The sequence below is a fragment of the Nonomuraea composti genome (genome assembly GCF_012034275.1).
GTDB classification, from domain to species: Bacteria; Actinomycetota; Actinomycetes; order Streptosporangiales; family Streptosporangiaceae; genus Nonomuraea; species Nonomuraea composti.
Genome location: NZ_JAATEP010000014.1, coordinates 74,832 through 92,236 on the forward strand (window position 1 = coordinate 74,832; position 17,405 = coordinate 92,236).

The window sequence follows — 17,405 nt, forward strand, 5'->3', positions numbered from 1 at the left end:
CCATGGTCCGCGATCACAGCGGCGCGTATCTGGTGTCTGTGACATGCGCGTACTCGGGTTTGCAGTTGGGCGCGTACTTACTGAACCTGCAATTGCTCGTTTTGGTGATGACGGCCACACCGGCGCCTTCGCCATGGGACCTGCTGCCCCTGGCGGCGGCGGCCATCTCGCTCTCCTCCATTTCCTTTAGCACCCCGTTGATGATGTCGATCACCGCCTTCACCACCCCGCATCCTGCGGCGACCTGCGGGGCGCTTCCGCCCATGACCGCCGCACAGATATCGAGCCCGGCGGTCAGGATGACCATGGGCAGTTCGCCACCCTTCTCGATGGTGCCCTTGTCGGCGTCGCTTACGTATGTGACGCACACACCGGCGCCCTTACCGTTCTGACAGATGGCGTAGCTCACATCCTGCCAGCTTTCCCCCTGTGTGCAGTTGGGGCCGGTGAGACCCTTGAGGCCGGCGCAGCTGGAGAGGAAGGAATTCCAAGTGTTGCTGCAGATGTTCTTGTCTGAAAAGACCTTCTGGTTCACGCTGTCCCGACAGTGATACAGCACGTTGACACCGAATGCGCATTCGTTCGCCGACATTCCCCTGCCGCGCTTGTAGCAGCCGAGGAATTTGTCCTTTAGGTCGTCACACTTGAGGTTGCGGTGTGTGTTGCACCGGAAGCTGACCTCCGAATAGGTACTGCATCCCGGATCGTCACCTCTCTTGTCCCTCCGGCATGAGTAGTAAGTGAATCGTACGTTTTCGCAGCCGCCGACTCCTTGCCCGTACCCAGGACGCCCATCAGTCTCGTTCCCGAACAGGCAGCGACGGACTTCGCGTCCGGCGCCGGAGCAGATGTCATCGTTCATGTGCGCCTCGTAATCGGTGCCCTTTCGGCACTCAAGATATTCCGCGGCGAAGGAGCGGCACGTACCGGCATCACCCTTGTAATTCCCGGAGCGGTTCTCATGACGGCAGTAGAGGTAGTCCTCCTTCATGTCCTGGCAGAGGTCCTTGCCGGATTTCCCCTTGTTTTTCTTGGTGCACATCGAGTATTCAGCCGCCGCGTCATTACAGAAGTCGCCCTTGCTCCGCTTCGCGCCTTTGGGGCAGTTCGGCTTCTTGCTCGTCATGCCGCCCGCCGATCCGGCGGGGTCGGTGTGCCAGATGTTGGTGAACAGCATGGTCTTGACCTTGCTGGAGAGCTTGCTCATGACCTTGCTCATGGACGCGTGACCGTCAGGGTCGATATTGGTGAGCGGATTGTCGTTGGCGTAGGCGTAACGGTTGAGCTGAACGCTCGGGTCCGGGTTCTGCGTGAGTGTGTCTCCTGAGACGAAACTCCCTGTGCCGGGCTGGTACCAGCGTGCGGCCATGTTGACCTTGCCCGAGTCCGGATCGGTGTAGGCACCCTGATAGCCGAGGGCGTGGGCGTTGCCCGCACGCGTGACGACCTCGCCGAACGGATCGTAGGCGACTGAGTCGATCAGGGCGGTGCCGCTCGTAGTGAACGCGCCCACCAGGTCGCCACGCAGGTCCGAGAAGGCGAGTTGCGCGCCTGCGCCGTCGCTGATGCCCAGCGTGCGGCCCAGCGCGTCGCGACCGAAGGCCGAGCGCACAATGTCGTCGGCGCCAGTGACGCACACAAGATTGTTGCTGAGGCCGTCGTATATGTGGCGGGTCGTCTGCTGGCCCTGGGCACGGGTCTCGATCCGGTCCAGGCCGTCGTAGTCGTAGGTGACGCTGTCGTCCTGGACGAGGCGGTCGAAGGCGTCGAACTTGGTCAGGCGGACAATACCGGCCGAGTCCTCCTTCAGCGTGCCACGTGCTGTGTATGTGTAGGTGTGGCCGTCACCTCCGGTCAGGCGGTTGCGCTGGTCGTAGGTGAAGGTCTGGTCGCCGGCCCTGATCCGGTTGCCCGAGGCGTCCCAGCCGTAGTCGGTCTTCTTACCGTCGGGGGCGGTCCAGGAGGTGAGCCGGTTGGACCAGTCATAGGTGTAGGTGTTGCTGCCTGCGCCGGCCGTTCCGGTGGTGGTCTTCGACGTGAGATTGTCGTCGAGGTCGTAGCCGTACTCGATGGAGGCGATGGCACCGCCGGAGGCGGTGGTGAGCTGGTCCTTGGTCAGCCGGTTCAGCGAGTCGTAGGTGTAGGAGCGGCGGGCGCCCGTGGCGCCGTAGGTCATCGAGGTCAGGCGGGAGGCATTGTCGTAGCCGTAGCCGATCGTGGTGGCGCTGACCGGGTCAACGGACTGGGTCAGCCGGTCGGCATCGTCCCATGTGTACGTCGAGGTGCCTGTGATGTCGACGCGCTGGGCGAGCCGGTTGTCGGCGTCGTAGGCGTAGGTGTTGAGGTCGCCGGCCGCACCGGCCGTCTTCAGCAGCAGGCCGCGGTCGTTGAAGGTGAAGCTGAGCTCGTTCGCCCCGACCAGCCTTCCTGCCTGGTCGTATCGGAACGTCTTGTCCTCGGTCGTGGCCTCCGCGCCGATGCCGGTCTGCTTGGTCAGTCTGTTGAGCTCGTCGAAGACGCGATCCACGCGGACACCGCCGGGTACGAGGCTGCTGACCGGATTGCCTGCCGCGTCGTAGAGGGTGGTCCACGTGCGGTCGGACAAGCCAGGGTGGGCCGTGGTGCTGGGTTCGATCACCGACTCGGCGAGTCCGAGGGTGTTGTAGGTGGTGAAGGTGATGTTGCCGCGGCCGTCGGTCGAGCGTGTCCTGGATCCCGTCGCGTCGTAGCCGAAGCTCGTGGTGATCTTCTCTGTGGCCGACACCGGCTCCTGGATCTCGATCAGCCGGTTCGCCGCGTCGAACACATGGGTGGACGTGTGGCCCTCGGCCGAGGTCTGACTGATCGGGTTACCTGCCGGGTCGTAGCGGATCTTTCTGGTACGCAGCACGCCGCCGTTGGTGTCGAGCTCTCGGATCTCGGTCTTCCTGCCTGCCAGGTCATAGGCCGCGGTGCTGGAGCGGCCCAATGGGTCGGTGGTTCGAGCCGGACGCCCGGCCGGATCGTAAGCGAACGTGGTGGTGTTGCCCAGCGCGTCGGTCTCACTGCTGAGCGCGCCGGTCGCGTCGTAGGCGCGGGTGCTCGCGTCCCCCGTCGGTCGGATGGTCTTGGTCACGCGGCCGGCGTCGTCGTACTCCATCCGCGTGACGTAGGCCGCCTGGGAAGGCCTGCGCTCGATCGTGGTCAAGGTGATCTGGCGGCCCAGGTCGTCATAGGTCGATTCGGATCGGGCCCCGGTGGGGTCGACCGTCCACAGGGCCTCTCCCAGCACGTCGAAGCCATAGGTCCACACACCGGCCGGCGCCTCGCCCGCCTTCGGCGAGGTGACCTGGACCTTGCGGCCGAGCCCGTCGTAGACCGCCGTGGTGATCTGGCCGCGGCGGTCCTTCGACGTGGTCACCTGGCCCGCGGCGTCGTAGACCGCGCTCACCTTGGGGCTGATCGGTTGTCCTCCCGGCGGCGTGTAGGTGGGGAACACCTGCTCGACGACCCGCCCAGCCCGGTCGAACGTCGACGTGGTGGACCGGCCTTCCGCGTCGATCTGGTGCGTCCTGTCGCCAAAGGTGTTGTAGCCCATCTTGGCCGTCGGCCGCACCGTGACCGTGGAGGCGCCGGCGCGCTCGACAGCGACCGGCGGCAACTGGACCTGTGTGGGCTGTCCGGCCTCGTCGTAGGAGACGGTGGTGGTGAAGGCGGCAGGGTCGGCGCCGGACACATTGCCGCGCGGATCCGTAGTCGCGGTGACCAGGCCGCGCTCGTCCACGGTGAAGCTGGTCACCAGGTCCTGCCCGTCGTTGTGCACGATCTGCCGCACCGGCTGATCGTCGGCGTTGTAGACGTACTCGCTGACCTCGGCGCGACTGGTGCCGGCCGCGGTCAGGGCGACCTTGGTCACGTTGTCGTTGGCGTCGTAGTTCATGGTGGTGACCCGGTTCAGCTTCTCGGGATCGATCGCCTGCGACACTAGGCGTCCAGCTGCGTCGAAGACCATGTCGATCCGCAGCGAGCCACCGTCGCTCGTCTGGCGTTTCGTGTTGCCAGCCGGGTCGTAAACCTTGCTCTCCAGCACCACGTCGCGAAGCGTGGCCGAGCCGTTCAGTCTGACGGCCTTGGCGATCTTCTCTGCGGGGCTGTTGTCGTTGTAGTAGGTGTAGACGGTGGTACGGCCCAGCGCGTCCGTCTGCGACGCCATCCGCCCGGCCGGATCGTAGGCGTTGGAGGTCATGACCACGTCAGCCGCGGGCTCCGGGGCGACAGGGCTGCCTGTCCAGCCCTTGAGTGTGGTCGTGGCCCATTCGCCACGTGGGGTGTAGCCATAGTGGAAGGTGGTGCCGCGCTCGTCGGTGAAGGCGGTCTTCTGCCCCTTATGGTCATAGGAGAAGCGCTGCACCCCGCCTTCCGGGCCGGTCACCGTTTCCACCCGGCCGTAGGCGTCGTAGGTGTACGTGGTGGTGCGGGTCACATCGCCGCCGGTCAGGTCTGCTAGCGATTCGGTCAGGGGCAGCCCGTCCGCATCGTACGTCCCGGTCCACTGCGAGGTGTGCGTCACCCCGGTCACGGTGTTCTTCACACCGCCGCCGGTGCGAGAGACAACCCTGCCCAGCGAGTCGTAGGCGATGGTCGTCTTGATCCCGCCGGGGAAGGCTCGTGAAATCTCGGTAACCGTAACGACCCGCCCCAGCGCGTCGTGCTCGTACTTCTTGCTCAGCCCCGTCGGGCTGGTCTCGCTCGCCAGGTCGCCAGTCGCGGTGTACGAGTAGGTGGTTTCGTTGCCTTTGAAGTCTTTGGCCGATTTCAGCAGGCCGGCAGGGGTAAGCCCGCCGCCGACGGCGGGCTCGGTCCCGTCGCTGTACACCTTCAGCGTCGAACGGCCCTGTGGGAAGTCCGTCGTGGCCGGCTTGGTCTGCCCGGTCTCCTCGCCATGGGAGTTGAAGGACCAGGAGGTTCGGTACGTCTCGTCCGTTGGCGACGCTGATCTGGCATCCCGGTAGGCGGTTCTGAGGTCGTTGCGCGGATTGAAGGGGTCGTCGACGTCGAGGTAGTAGTCGTAGTACTCGCTGGAACAGTCGTCCCGAGTTCGACAGGTCCTTCTGGACAGCAGGTTGCCGCGGACGTTGAACGCCGTCTCCACGGTGTTCCCGTTGGGGTCGAAAATCTTGGTGGGGAAGCCTCCGACATCGTAGGCGTACTTGGTGGTCTTGCCGAGCTGATCGGCTCGGGAGACCGGCCGGTTGTCGCGCATGGCGTCGTTCACGTAGGTGAGCGTTCCGGCGTGCGGATCGGTCACCGTCGTCGTGGCGAAGATCGCGAGCGTGGTCACCTTGGTGTAGGCCGTCGCCGACAGCGTCCACGTGCCGCCGTTGGCGTCGGTGTGCTGGGCCAGCCGGCCACCGTCGGCGTAGACATTCTCCGCCTCGGTACGGCCGGAAGGCGCGACAGCCCTGGTCATCTGCGGCTGCGGCAGCCGGGCGGCGTAGTGAGTCTTGACCACCTGCTCGCCGAGCGGTTTGCCGTACACGGCTACCTCGTCGATGTCGCCGGCGAACGAGAAGGGCGCTGACGAGGTCGTCGTGGCGGGCCAAGAAGCTGAGCCGTAGCCGGAGCCGATCCTGGTCTCCCACTGACCGACATGGGTGATCTCGCCGGCGAGTGTGCCGGCGGCCTGGCCGTCCAGGAAGAGGGTCTGGATGTTCTCCGCGGCCGACAGGACCACGTGGTGCCAGGCGCCGTCGTTGACCGGAGCAGCCGTGGTGATCGGGGCGGGTGTGCCCGTGTAGAACTGGCCGCGCAGTTTGCCGTCGGTGCCCACGTACAGGACGGGCGTGAAGGCCGACGGGGAGCGGGACGCGCTGTTCTGGTAGCTGACGATCGCGCCCGTGCCGGTGGTCTTAAACCACGCCTCGACCGCCAGGTTGCCGCCGCGGCCGCTGATCACCGCCTGAGGCAGGGTCACATAAGCGGAGTTCGACGTGCCGCTGAACCGCATCGCCGTGTCCGGCGATCCGGTCAGCGCGCCGGGATCGCCGGGCGTCGCGTCGGCGGTGGTGCCGCCGAGCTTGGCCTCGTCCCCCGGTTCTGGGATCCAGGACGCCGAGCTGGCGATCTTCGTGCCGATGGCCGCGGCGGTCTCGTTCAGCCGCCAGTATCCGACCGGGCCGGAGTCAAGGACGGCGCTGCGGTAGCGCGAGGCGTCGGCGTAGGTATAGACGGCGCACGCGATGGTGGTGCGGGGTGGGCAGGCTCGTATCAGCTTGTCGCCGTCATAGGAGTATGTCCAGGTGAGCGCTGTGCCGTCGACAGGGTCGGTAGTCACGGCGGTGATGTGGTTGCCCGTCCAGGTGAAGGTGAGAGACCTGCCGCCGGGTGAGGTGGCCTTGGCCAGCCTGCCGTCGGTTCCGTAGGTCAACTCCTGAGCGTGGCCGCGATGGTCGCTCATCTTAGTGAGTCGGCCGTCGGCGTCGAACCAGTAGGACGTGGACGCCTTGTCCATCAGCCGCCAGCCGCCCTCCTGCAGAGCGGCCAGGGTCGCGAACGTGCCCGATGGCGCCGCGTACGTGCCGTCGCCCTTGGCGGCGAAGCGGTTCTGCTCGCCGCCGGGATAGGTCACCAGCAGCGTCTTGGTCTGCGGTTCGGCGTCTATCCGCATGTCCCACCGCGTCGACCAGCCCGCGCCGAAGGCTCCAGCGGTGCGTGGATCGAGACTGTTGTACGTACGCGTGACGCTCAGCGGCGGACCGATGACCGTCACGGACGCATCGGTCTCGGTATGGGTGAAGTTGCCTGAGGAGTAGTCGAATGCGCGCCCGTCCGTGCCCGTGCCGAGGGAGGAGTTGATCGTGCCCTGCTCAGGCGTCGGTGTGAAGGCCCGCCAGGACGAGGTCACGGTGATGGCGCCGGTGGTCGCCTTGGCCTGCCACCAGTAGGTCTGCCCCCAGGCCAGCTTGTGCCCTCCACGCAGGCTGGAAGTCGACCAGGTTCCCGACTTCTCCCAGGAAGGTGTGCTCTCGCACCATGTCCAGTTCGACGGGGCGCCCGAGCAGAGCTGGAACCAGTAGGTGACCGCGTCCTCGTTCGCGGACTGCGCGTGCGCCGACAGTGTGGGCTCCAACGTCCCGGTCTGACTGTTGTGCTCGGGCGTGAAGCTGATGAACGGCAGCGCGGTCACGACCCCCGACTGCCAATCCGACCAGGGACTGCTTGCGCCGCTTGTGGTGACGGCGCGAACTCGCCAGCGGAAGAGCCAACCGTCCTTCAGCTTGCCCGCGGGCACTGCCATCCAGGCGTCCGAGCCGGATGGGTAGGAGGTCGTGGACTTGCCCGCGTAGATCTGGCCGGAACCCTGCTCGGGGACGGCCGGGTCGTGCTCCACCTCGATCGCCAGCTGGGCCGGGCGGTTCTCCGGGTCGGTGACCTTGGCGTACATCGAGGGGGTGACCGTGGTCGCCGACCAGGACGCGGTGCCCCGTCGGCCCGGAGCGAGGCCGAGCCCTTCCGCGGACGGCACGTTCAGGTTCACCCGTGCCGGCTGCCAGTTCGACCACGGGCCCTTGACGCCGTTAGTGGTCACGGCTCGGACACGCCACTGAATTCGCCAGCCGTCCTGCAGCTTGGCTGTGGGGACCTGGACCCAAGCGTTGGACCCGGACGCGTACGAGGTTGTGCCCTGACCTGCCCAGATCTGGCCGGAACCCTGCTCAGGGGCGGATGGGTCGTGCTCCACTTCGACACCGAGATAGGAGGCACGGCCCTCGGCCGAGGTGACCTTGCCGAACATCCAGGGTGTCAGCGACGGCACGGTCCAGCCGTTGTCACCGGAGGTGCCCGGGGTCAGACCGATGCCGGCCACGCTCGGCTGGTCGAGCGCCACCAGCGCCGACTGCCAGTCGGACCAGGCGCCGACTGCGCCGGAGGTGGGGACGCCCCTGACGCGCCAGCGGATCAGCCAGCCGTCCTGCAGCTTGGCGGTGGGGACCTGGAGCCAGGCGTTGGACCCGGACGCGTACGAGGTCGTGCCCTGACCTGCCCAGATCTGGCCGGTGCCCTGGGCTGGGACGGAGGGGTCGTGCTCGATCTCCGCGCCGAGTACCGATGCGGCACCGTTCGAACTCGTGATCTTGGAGTAGAGCCAGGGCGTCAGTGAGGACAACGTCCACCCGTTCGCGCCCTGAGTGGCGGGGACCGCGCCGAGCCCGGTGCCCGCCGGGTTGTTCACCTGGATCCTGGCGGTCTGCCACGTTGACCAGGGGCCGTAGAGAGTGGCACTGCTCTCGGTCGGGGTGTGGCCGCGCGCTCGCCAGCGGATCAGCCAGCCGTCGCGCAGTTTGCCCGAGTCGATGGTGAAGGCGATGGTCGAGCCGGTGGTGTTACCTGCGCCGCCCGTATTGCTCCAGATCCTGCCGGTGCCCTGGGACGGTACAGACGGATCGTGCTCCACTTCGACGCCCAGTCCGACGTTGCGGCCATCGGAGTCAGTGACGGTGGCGCCGAAGGACGGCGTGAGCGAGGTCAGCGTGGACAGGGTGGTCCCGGACACGCCGGGTGAGGCATATAAGGCGGATACGGCGGGTTTGGTTATGTCGATGCGTCCGCTCTGCCAGGTCGACCATGGGCCGTAGAGCGTCTGGGTCCCGTTGGTGGGGGTGATGCCGCGTGCGCGCCAGCGGATCAGCCAGCCGTCCTTGAGGACGCCCGATGACACGGTGAAACGTACCGTTGAACCGGTCGGATTGCCCGCGCCGCCGGTGTAGGTCCAGATCCGGCCGCTGCCCTGGGACGGCACGGAGGGGTCGTGCTCGATCTCCACGCTCATCCCGACGTTACGCCCGTCGGGATCGGAGATCTTGGCCTCCAGCCATGGTGTCAGCGTGCTCAGCGTGGTAAGGCCTGCTCCCTGGGTGCCGGGTCCGGCGGAAAGGCTGGAGGCCGCGGGCTTGCTGATGTCGATGCGTGCGGTCTGCCAGCCGGACCAGGGGCCGTACAGAGTGCTGCTGGTTTCGGTCGGGGTGATGCCGCGTGCGCGCCAGCGGATCAGCCAGCCGTCCTTGAGGACGCCCGATGACACGGTGAAACGTACCGTTGAACCGGTCGGATTGCCCGCGCCGCCGGTGTAGGTCCAGATCCGGCCGCTGCCCTGGGACGGCACGGAGGGGTCGTGCTCGATCTCCACGCTCATCCCGACGTTACGCCCGTCGGGATCGGAGATCTTGGCCTCCAGCCATGGCGTCAGCGTGTTCAGTGCCGTCAGGCCCGATGTGGTCGTGCCGGGCCCGGAGGCCAGGCCCGACGCCGTGGGCTTGCTGATGTCCACCCGAGCCGCCTGCCAGCCGGACCAGGGGCCGTACAGAGTGCTGCTGGTTTCGGTCGGGGTAATGCCGCGTGCCCGCCAACGGATCAGCCAGCCGTCCTTCAGCAGGTTCGAGGGCATCTCATAGGCCACGTACGATCCCGAGGGGTCGGCGGACCCCCCGGTATAGGACCAGATGCGGCCGGTGCCCTGCCCTGCAGCCGAAGGATCGTGCTCGACTTCGACGGCCATGCCCACCATGCGTCCGTCAGGGTCGGACACCTTGGCCTCGAACCAGGGGGTCAAGGACGTCAGGATCGATTGGCCGTCCCCGGAAGCGCCTGGCCCTGCTGACAGGTCCGACACGGCGGGCTTGCTGATGTCCAGCTTGGCCGTCTGCCAGCCGGACCAGGGGCCGTACAGAGTGCTGCTGGTTTCGGTCGGGGTGATGCCGCGTGCCCGCCAGCGGATCAGCCAGCCGTCCTTGAGCACGCCGTAGGGGGCGGTGAAGCGGACGACGGAACCGGTCGCGTTGCCCGCGCCGCCGGTGTAGGTCCAGATCTGGCCGCTGCCCTGTGCTGGGACGGAGGGGTCGTGCTCGACCTCCACGCTCATCCCGACGTTGCGCCCGTCAGGGTCGGAGACCCGAGCTTCGAACCACGGCTTCGGCGATGAGAGGATCATCGTTCCCGAGACCTCGGTACCCGGCCCTGACTTCAGCTCGGACACGGCGGGCTTGCTGATGTCCAGCCTGGCAGTCCGCCAGTCCGACCACGCGCCGGTCGAGTCGAAGGTCAGGCCACGCGCCCGCCAGCGGATGGTCCAGCCGTCCTGGAGCTTTCCCGAGTCGATCGTGTACCGGATCACTGAGCCTGACGTACTTCCCGTTCCTCCGGTGTAGGCCCAGATCTGGCCGCTGCCCTGTGCCGGGACGGAGGGGTCGTGCTCGACCTCCACGCTCAGCCCCACTTTGCGCCCGTCAGGATCGACCACCCGAGCCTCGAACCACGGCTTCGGCGATGACAGGATCACCGCGTCCGAGTTGCTCGTCCCGGGGCCCGCGGACAGCGCGGACACTACGGGCTCTCCGGCGGTTGCCGTCGCGGTGGTCCTGGGGGTCGACGGGTGAGATGCAACGGCGGCCGTCCTCGCCGTCGCCGGGACAGGCGGCACGGCGGCGGACGGGGCGTTCCCGGTGGATTCCGGCTCGGAGTTCGGCTCCACCGGGAGCGGCGGCGGATCCTGCAAGCCCTCGACAGAGGCGTCGGCCGGTTCCTGTGGCTCGTCCAGAGGTAACGCGCCCTTGGGCCGTTTGACGGACTTGGTGCCGGGAGTGTCGATGTCGGTTCGGGTAACCTCAGAGCCGACCAGGTGGGGAAGGTTTCTGGCGGTTCCGGTCTGCTGGACCGGGAGGCTGTTCGACGCTCCTTCGGCGGGCGATCCCGGAATTTCCAGGTGCGTACGAACCGGATTGGCGAGCGCGGGCTCGGCCTGGAGTTGAACGAGGCTGGGAAGGAGCGCGGCGGCCAGGATCACCGTGAACCTGGCCCGGAGGCGACGGTTCGGCTTTCTGCTGGCTGACCGATTTCGCGCACGCCAAAATCTCATCCGTTACAACTCCCGTGGCAAAGGGCGCTCGCGAGACGGACAGCGAGTGCGCGTTCGAACGAGTCATAAAAGCGACATAAAAAAGATCACTCTTTGTATAGCCGAGCAGTCGATCACCGCATAGATCTCGTACGGTCGCCCCTGCCTCACGGCAGGAAACCGGACGAATGCGACGCGGTATCCACACAGCTCACGGAACGCAGCGGTCATGATCCAAGTGATCAAGATCATACTGGTAAGTCATCGTGCCTGATCGGGATAGGCGAAGGGTATTGCACGGCCTCTTTGTCCCGATGGCGGGCTAGCCTCTGCGGATGAAGCGCTGGGGCTGCCTTTCGTGGATACCGCTCACCCACTCCCAGCCCGGCCTGGCCTCGCCGAGAGGAGCATCCGCGGATTGTCGGGGGAGTGGCCGTCGCAACGCGAGCACGTACGCCCGGTCCAGCTCGATCCGCGCCCGCACCTGACCGGCTCCGCCAGGGGCCCGTGGCCGCGGACGACGGCCTCGGCGTCGCCCGCCACGTCCTCCAGCAGCCGCAGCGCCGCGAGATAGTCTTCGATCAGGTCGGCCCCCTCCAGGTCGAGCATCGGGACCAGGACATCGGACAATATGTCGCTGGCGCCGAGGATCCCGCGCTCCTCGATGAGCAGCGTCGCGTCGCCGGGGGCGTGCACCTGGTGCTCGGTGATCCGAAGCCGAGGGCCGTCCTAGCGGATCAGGGTCGTTCCGGCGGACAGGGCGGTGATGGCGCCGAGCAGGCCTTGCGGGACCTTACCCCCCGACCTCCGCCTCTCGCAGGTGGTCGGCAATGTGGTTCAACGCGGCCGAATGGTCAGCAGCTCCCGGACGGTGGCTGGCAGCGTACGGTGCCGTACCGGGGGGCGTGCCGAGCCAGGCGTGCTAGAGCAGGTGGTCCAATCCGGATGCGTCGAGAAGCCTGCCGCGACGGTGTGGCCCGAACCGGCGAGGTCGTCCGCGAGGTAGGTCAGCTCGTGGTCCTGCACTTCGGGGCCGATGAGCAGCACGCCGACCCGGCTGCATATGACGACGGCGTTGGCCTGGACGAACTCGCTCCGGTGGACCAGCACCCCTCCGCGATCTGCCTCAGCATGAGGCCCTTCCGCGTCGTGTCTGCTTGCCGAGACCGTAGTGACCGGCGGAGAGGCGGCGCAACCAGTACGGAGTCGAAAGTAGTGGATCCCGCGCAGCTCGGACGGGAAGTCGGTCCAGCGCAGTTCGGCGGGCAGGTGGCTCTGGTCGTTGAAGAAAAGCACGGACGGTGGCCGGTCGGACGCGTAGCGGATGACGGTCAGTGCGGCGTGGGCGTGGTTGAGCCCGAGCCAGCGCCACGCCGGGGCGTGCATGGCCCCGCGCGCACCAGCCAGCCGATCAGGAACCTGTGCGTGACCACCAGCTCGTACCTGATCCCGTCCACCGGCCCCGTGAACAGGTCGATCGCCTGCCGTGCCAGCTCCGGGTCCGCCTCGAACTGCTCGGCGAACCCGCGCGTACGCCTCGGGCACGCCGTCCGCGTACGGCACGTAGTCCCCGGCGGCCTCCGAAACGCGTACAGGAATGCCGGGGAAGTGCTCGCCCGCCACCCGGGCAGTCTCGGCGGCACGCGGCAGTGGGCCGTGGTGGGCGACGGCGAGCAGGGCGTCGCGCAGCCGCCTTCTCGTCGGGTTGTTGACCACACGTTCGAATGTCGGCATCGTAGGGCGGGTGGCCGCTGACGAGACGCGCGACGGCGTCGACCTGACCAACCTGGACCAGCCGCTGTTCGACGGCGCCGGCGCCACCAAACGCGACCTGGTCGACTACCTCGACGCCGTGCGCGACCGCATCCTCCCCGTGCTGCGCGAGCGCCCGCTCTCGGTCGTGCGCGTGCGCCCGGGGCAGGAGCCGTTCATGCAGAAGAACCTGCCCAAGTACGCCCCCGCCTGGGTGCGGTCGGTGTCGGTGTGGGCGGAGGCGTCGCGCCGGCAGGTGACGTACGCGCTGTGCGACGACAGGAAGACGCTGCTGTGGTTCGCCAACCAGCGGGCGGTGGAGTTCCATCCGGCCCTGTACGCCGGCGGCCACCCCACCCACCTGGTCCTCGACCTCGACCCGCCCGAGCACGACGACTCCTTCTCGCTGGCCGTGCGCGGCGCGCTCCTGGTGCGGCAGGCGCTGACGGACATGGGGCTGGCGGGCGCGGTGAAGACGAGCGGCGCCAAGGGGGTGCACGTGTTCGTGCCCGTGCTGGAGGGCACCGCCATGGACGACCTCGCGGCGGCCACCCGCGCGCTGGCGGCGCGGGCCGAGCGGCTGGACCCGGCGCTGGCCACCACGGCGTTCATCAGGGAGGACCGCGAGGGCAAGGTGTTCCTCGACTCCACCCGCGCGGGCGGCGCCACAGTGGTGGCCACCTACAGCCCGCGCATCCGGCCCGGCGTGCCCGTCTCCTTCCCGCTCGCGTGGGCCGACCTCGAACAGGTGGCGCCGGGCGACTTCACGCTGCGGACCGCGCCGGGCCTGCTGAAGGACGGCGACCCGTGGGCCGAGCACATGCCCGCGCCGCAGCGGCTGCCCGCCGACCTCGTCGAGGAGGGGCACACGATCCCGGTCGCCCGCGTCCAGGCGATGCACGAGGGCAAGCGGCGCGCCCGCGCCCGCCGCGCGGAGTGATGTCGCGAATTCGCGGCAGCGCATGATGTCGCGAATTCGCGACAATTGTGGGTCTTCACGCTGATCCCGCGCCGGGTTACGTTCGGGCGACGGCAGCTCGGGGGCAAGGGCCGTGCCATCCCGGTGACCCATGGGGGACCTGCATGCGGAGACTCGTCATCGCGCTGATCACCACACTCGCCTTACCCCTGGCCATGGCCGTGCCGGCACACGCCGGCGGCCTCGACGACGCCTTCGCCAAGGTGCTCGTCAAGAAGGTCAAGGGCGCCAACGTCAAGAAGCACCTCCAGGCACTCCAGGCCATCGCCGACGCCAACGGCGGCACCCGCGCCATCGGCACACCCGGTTACGACGCCTCCGCCGCGTACGTGGAGGGCAAGCTGCGCAGGGCCGGCTACAAGGTCACGCGCCAGCCGATCAACTTCCCCGAGAGCTGGAGCGAGAACACCCCACCCGTTCTCAACCTCACCGCTCCCACCTCGAAGACATACACGCCCGGCACCGACTTCGTCACCTTCGAGCCCTCCCCGTCCGGCGACGTGACCGCGCAGGTCCAGGGCGTGGACCTGACGCTGCCGCCGACCCCGGCGCCCAGCTCGACCAGCGGCTGCGAGGAGTCCGACTTCGCCGGCTTCGTCGCCGGCCGCATCGCGCTCATCCAGCGCGGCACCTGCCCCTTCGTCAACAAGGTGATGAACGCGGCCCGCGCGGGAGCCTCCGGCCTCATCGTCTTCAACGAGGGCCAGCCGGGACGCACCGACCCCTATCCGCTCAACATCGGCGAGTGGCGGGCCGGCATCCCGATGGTGTTCGCCAGCTTCGCCGTCGGCAACGAGCTGGCGAACACGCCCGGCGCCACCGTCCGCCTCAAGGTGGACGCCAACCTCGTGCTCGGCACCAGCGACAACGTCATCGCCGAGACCCGCTTCGGCGACCCGCGCAACGTCGTCATGGTCGGCGGCCACCTCGACAGCGTGGAGGCCGGGCCCGGCATCAACGACAACGGCTCCGGCAGCGCGGCCATCCTGGAGATCGCGGAGGAGATGGCTCTCGTCCCGGTCAAGAACAAGGTGCGCTTCGCGTTCTGGGCGGGTGAGGAGATCGGGTTGCTCGGCTCCGACCAGTACGTGGCGTCCCTGTCGGAGGCGCAGCGCGACCGGATCAGGGTGTACCTGAACTTCGACATGATCGCCTCGCCGAACTACGCGTACAAGCTGTACGACGGTGACGACTCCGACGGCGTCGGCTCGCCCGCCGGGCCGCCCGGCTCGGCGCAGATAGAGAAGCAGTTCGAGGCCTTCTACGGCTCCCGCTCGCTGCCCACCGTGGGCACCGACTTCGACGGGCGCTCCGACTACGGGCCGTTCATCGCGGTCGGCATCCCGTCCGGCGGCATCTTCACCGGCGCCGAGGGCATCAAGACGCCCGAGGAGGCGGCGATGTTCGGCGGGACGGCCGGAGTGGCGTACGACGAGTGCTACCACCAGGCGTGCGACACGATCGCCAACATCAACGACACGGCGCTCGACGTGGACTCGGACGCGATCGCGGACTCGGTGGCCCGATTCGCGTACAACCTGCGCGGGATCCCGGCCAGGACGGCGCCGCAGGCGGCGGCCGCCGCCCTGTCGGCGAGCTGACCTCTCGTGGCGGCGCCGGGCGGGCGGTCCTTCCGCCCGTCCGGCGCCCTTACCTCAGCTTTCGTCGCCGTTGCCCAGCAGGGTTGATTTACGGACCTTTTTCAGGGCAAATAGGGATAGTGCCATGACGGCTCCATGAGGATGCTGGGTGCTTCGGGCCGGTCCTTCTCCGTGGACCGGCCCGAAGAGCTACCGCACCGACCCTTCTTGTGGGTCGACCCGAAGAGCTACCGCGTCGGCCCCTCGCGTGGACCGGCCCGGAGAGTCACCGCGCCGATCCTTCGCGTGGGTCGGCCCGGAGAGTCATCGCGTGATCGTCACGTTGTCGATGCCCGCCTCCACCAGGGAGGCGCCCGAGGCGTCGGCGGCGTCGACGAGGATGCGCACGGTCTGGCCCCCTGGACCGTAACGCCGCAAAAGGTCTTCGCCTAGGGCCCCACTGCCGGGCAGCGCTATCTAGGGGTGCTGGTGCTGGGCGGGCTCTCCGGAGCGCAGGGCCGCCATCACCGTCTCCGGCGAGTCGGCGAAGAAGCGGATCGAGGTCACCTCGGCCCGCCGGCCCAGCGGCCGCACGACGGTGACCGGCTCGGCCAGCTCCACCATCACGTTGACGCGCGAGGCCACCGCCACCGTCAGCCGGCCGTCCCGCACCGTGACCATGCTGTCCTCGTTGAACGACCCTCCGGCCCGGACGGCGGCGATGAGGTCCCTGGGCACCCGTACCCCGAAGTAGACGCCGTACCTGATGTGCAGGTCGTCCCTGGTGACGACGTGCGGCCGGGTCGCGCAGCCGGCGGCCATCACCGCCACGAACAGCAGCCCGTACAGGTCGCCGGCCAGCACCGCGACCCGCAGCCACGCCGGCACGCCGAGCGCGACCAGCAGCAGGTCGACCACCAGGGTCTCGACCGCCATCGCGAACGCGAACAAGGTCAGCACGAACGCCTGCTCCTTCGCGTACGTCACGACCGTCGCGCCCCGGGGCACCCCGTGCTTGCGGCGCAGCGCCCACATCCCGATGGCGGCCAGGCCGGCGAGCTCGAACGTCAGGATGCGCAGCACGACCCGGACCATCACGTTCCTTCCCGTAGGTGGCGTCGCTCCCTATGAGAAACGTTGACGTCGCGTCAAGGTCAAGCGCTGCCCGTCGCTAGGCGCCGACCTCGTCGGCCAGCCGGGACAGGTAGGCCGCGAAGCGGAGCCGGTCGGGCTCGTCCCAGGAAGAGGTCAGGTCGGCGAAGGCGTGGCGCTGCCATTCGCGCGCTCCCGCCAGCAGGGCGCGCCCGCTGTCGGTGAGGCGGAGCGCGGCGCGGCGGCGGTCGTGCGCGGAGGTGGCGCGCTCCAGGTAACCGGCGTCGACCGCGTCCTTGACCATGCGGCTGGCGCCCGAGTGGTCGAGGCCGAGCTGGTGGGCCACGGTGCCGACCGTCGCCTCTCCCGGGTCGGTGTGCACGGCCTCCAGCACCAGGATGTGCTGCACGTGAGCGGCCTGGCCGGTGCGGGTGGCGGCCTGCCCCGCCCACCGCCGCGACCAGAACCGCACCAGCCGGAACAGCGCCGGGCCGCCCTCGTCCGCCTCGCTCATGGGCTTCACCCTACGACAGGTTGCATGCGATTCGCACATATGATTACGTGCGTATCGCATACATTTCGGAAGGGGTCCACCATGGGCATCGTCCTGAACCACCTGATCATCCCCGCCGCCGACAGGCACGCCTCGGCCGCGTTCCTCGCCGGGCTCCTCGGCGTCGAGGCGGGGCCGCCGGCGGGGCCGTTCGTCCCGGTGCGGGTCAACGGCGACCTCACGCTCGACTTCGACGACCGCCGCGCCCCCCAGCCCGGCCACTACGCGTTCCTCGTGGACGACGCCACCTTCGACGCGGTGCTCGACCGGCTCCAAGCCGACGAGGGCATCGACTACGGCTCCGGCCCCATGAACGGCTGGGACCGGCGGATCAACCGGCTCGGCGGCGGCCGGGGCGTGTACGTCCGCGACCCCGACGGCCACAGCTACGAGCTCTTCACGGCCGTCCCCGGCTGAACCGATACCCGTTCACTCCGACGGGAGGAATTTTCGCGAACTCGGTTGAACCCGTCCCCGCCCGACCGCGTACAACCTGTCGGACAACAGCACGCACCCACACCGAAAAACGCCACCTGACCTGCGCGAAGGCGGATTTCGAGCGTGCTTCGCCGCGCTGAC

8 protein-coding genes are annotated in these 17,405 nt (G+C 68.1%); 3 read left to right on the plus strand and 5 right to left on the minus strand.

The annotated features are described in order from the left end of the window. Positions 1-13 precede the first annotated feature (13 nt). The 3 genes from HCN51_RS21055 to HCN51_RS59575 form a co-directional block, all read right to left on the minus strand. Positions 14-10,819 (minus strand): RHS repeat-associated core domain-containing protein, encoded by a 10,806-nt coding sequence (locus HCN51_RS21055; protein WP_168011235.1) that lies wholly within the window; start codon positions 10,817-10,819, stop codon positions 14-16. A 420-nt stretch (positions 10,820-11,239) separates the two neighbouring features. Then, positions 11,240-11,566, minus strand: coding sequence for an MBL fold metallo-hydrolase (locus HCN51_RS59570; RefSeq protein WP_240973078.1), 327 nt, complete (start codon positions 11,564-11,566; stop codon positions 11,240-11,242). A 141-nt stretch (positions 11,567-11,707) separates the two neighbouring features. Continuing rightward, complete coding sequence (locus tag HCN51_RS59575; protein WP_240973080.1) at positions 11,708-12,604, minus strand: histidine phosphatase family protein; 897 nt, start codon at positions 12,602-12,604, stop codon at positions 11,708-11,710. A gap of 10 nt (positions 12,605-12,614) precedes the next feature. Between HCN51_RS59575 and HCN51_RS21065 the strand changes: the two genes are divergently transcribed. Next, entirely contained in the window at positions 12,615-13,562 is a 948-nt protein-coding gene (locus HCN51_RS21065; protein ID WP_168011236.1) for a non-homologous end-joining DNA ligase LigD, read from the plus strand. A gap of 143 nt (positions 13,563-13,705) precedes the next feature. After that, positions 13,706-15,202 (plus strand): M28 family peptidase, encoded by a 1,497-nt coding sequence (locus HCN51_RS61430; protein ID WP_168011237.1) that lies wholly within the window; start codon positions 13,706-13,708, stop codon positions 15,200-15,202. A gap of 456 nt (positions 15,203-15,658) precedes the next feature. Here HCN51_RS61430 and HCN51_RS21075 read toward each other — a convergent pair whose 3' ends face one another. Beyond that, positions 15,659-16,276, minus strand: coding sequence for a hypothetical protein (locus HCN51_RS21075; protein ID WP_168011238.1), 618 nt, complete (start codon positions 16,274-16,276; stop codon positions 15,659-15,661). A 76-nt stretch (positions 16,277-16,352) separates the two neighbouring features. Further along, complete coding sequence (locus HCN51_RS21080; RefSeq protein ID WP_168011239.1) at positions 16,353-16,787, minus strand: MarR family winged helix-turn-helix transcriptional regulator; 435 nt, start codon at positions 16,785-16,787, stop codon at positions 16,353-16,355. Positions 16,788-16,868: 81 nt separating this feature from the next. Here HCN51_RS21080 and HCN51_RS21085 point away from each other — a divergent pair, with 81 nt between their 5' ends. After that, positions 16,869-17,243, plus strand: a complete 375-nt coding sequence (locus HCN51_RS21085; RefSeq protein ID WP_168011240.1) for a VOC family protein — start codon at positions 16,869-16,871, stop codon at positions 17,241-17,243. Positions 17,244-17,405 lie beyond the last annotated feature (162 nt).

What these genes read in the sequence shown, in the direction of transcription:
- HCN51_RS59575 (WP_240973080.1), bottom strand. Translation starts at nt 12,604, where the DNA reads ATGCCGACATTCGAACGTGTGGTCAACAACCCGACGAGAAGGCGGCTG.
- HCN51_RS61430 (WP_168011237.1), top strand. Translation starts at nt 13,706, where the DNA reads ATGCGGAGACTCGTCATCGCGCTGATCACCACACTCGCCTTACCCCTG.
- HCN51_RS21075 (WP_168011238.1), bottom strand. Translation starts at nt 16,276, where the DNA reads ATGGTCCGGGTCGTGCTGCGCATCCTGACGTTCGAGCTCGCCGGCCTG.
- HCN51_RS21080 (WP_168011239.1), bottom strand. Translation starts at nt 16,787, where the DNA reads ATGAGCGAGGCGGACGAGGGCGGCCCGGCGCTGTTCCGGCTGGTGCGG.
- HCN51_RS21085 (WP_168011240.1), top strand. Translation starts at nt 16,869, where the DNA reads ATGGGCATCGTCCTGAACCACCTGATCATCCCCGCCGCCGACAGGCAC.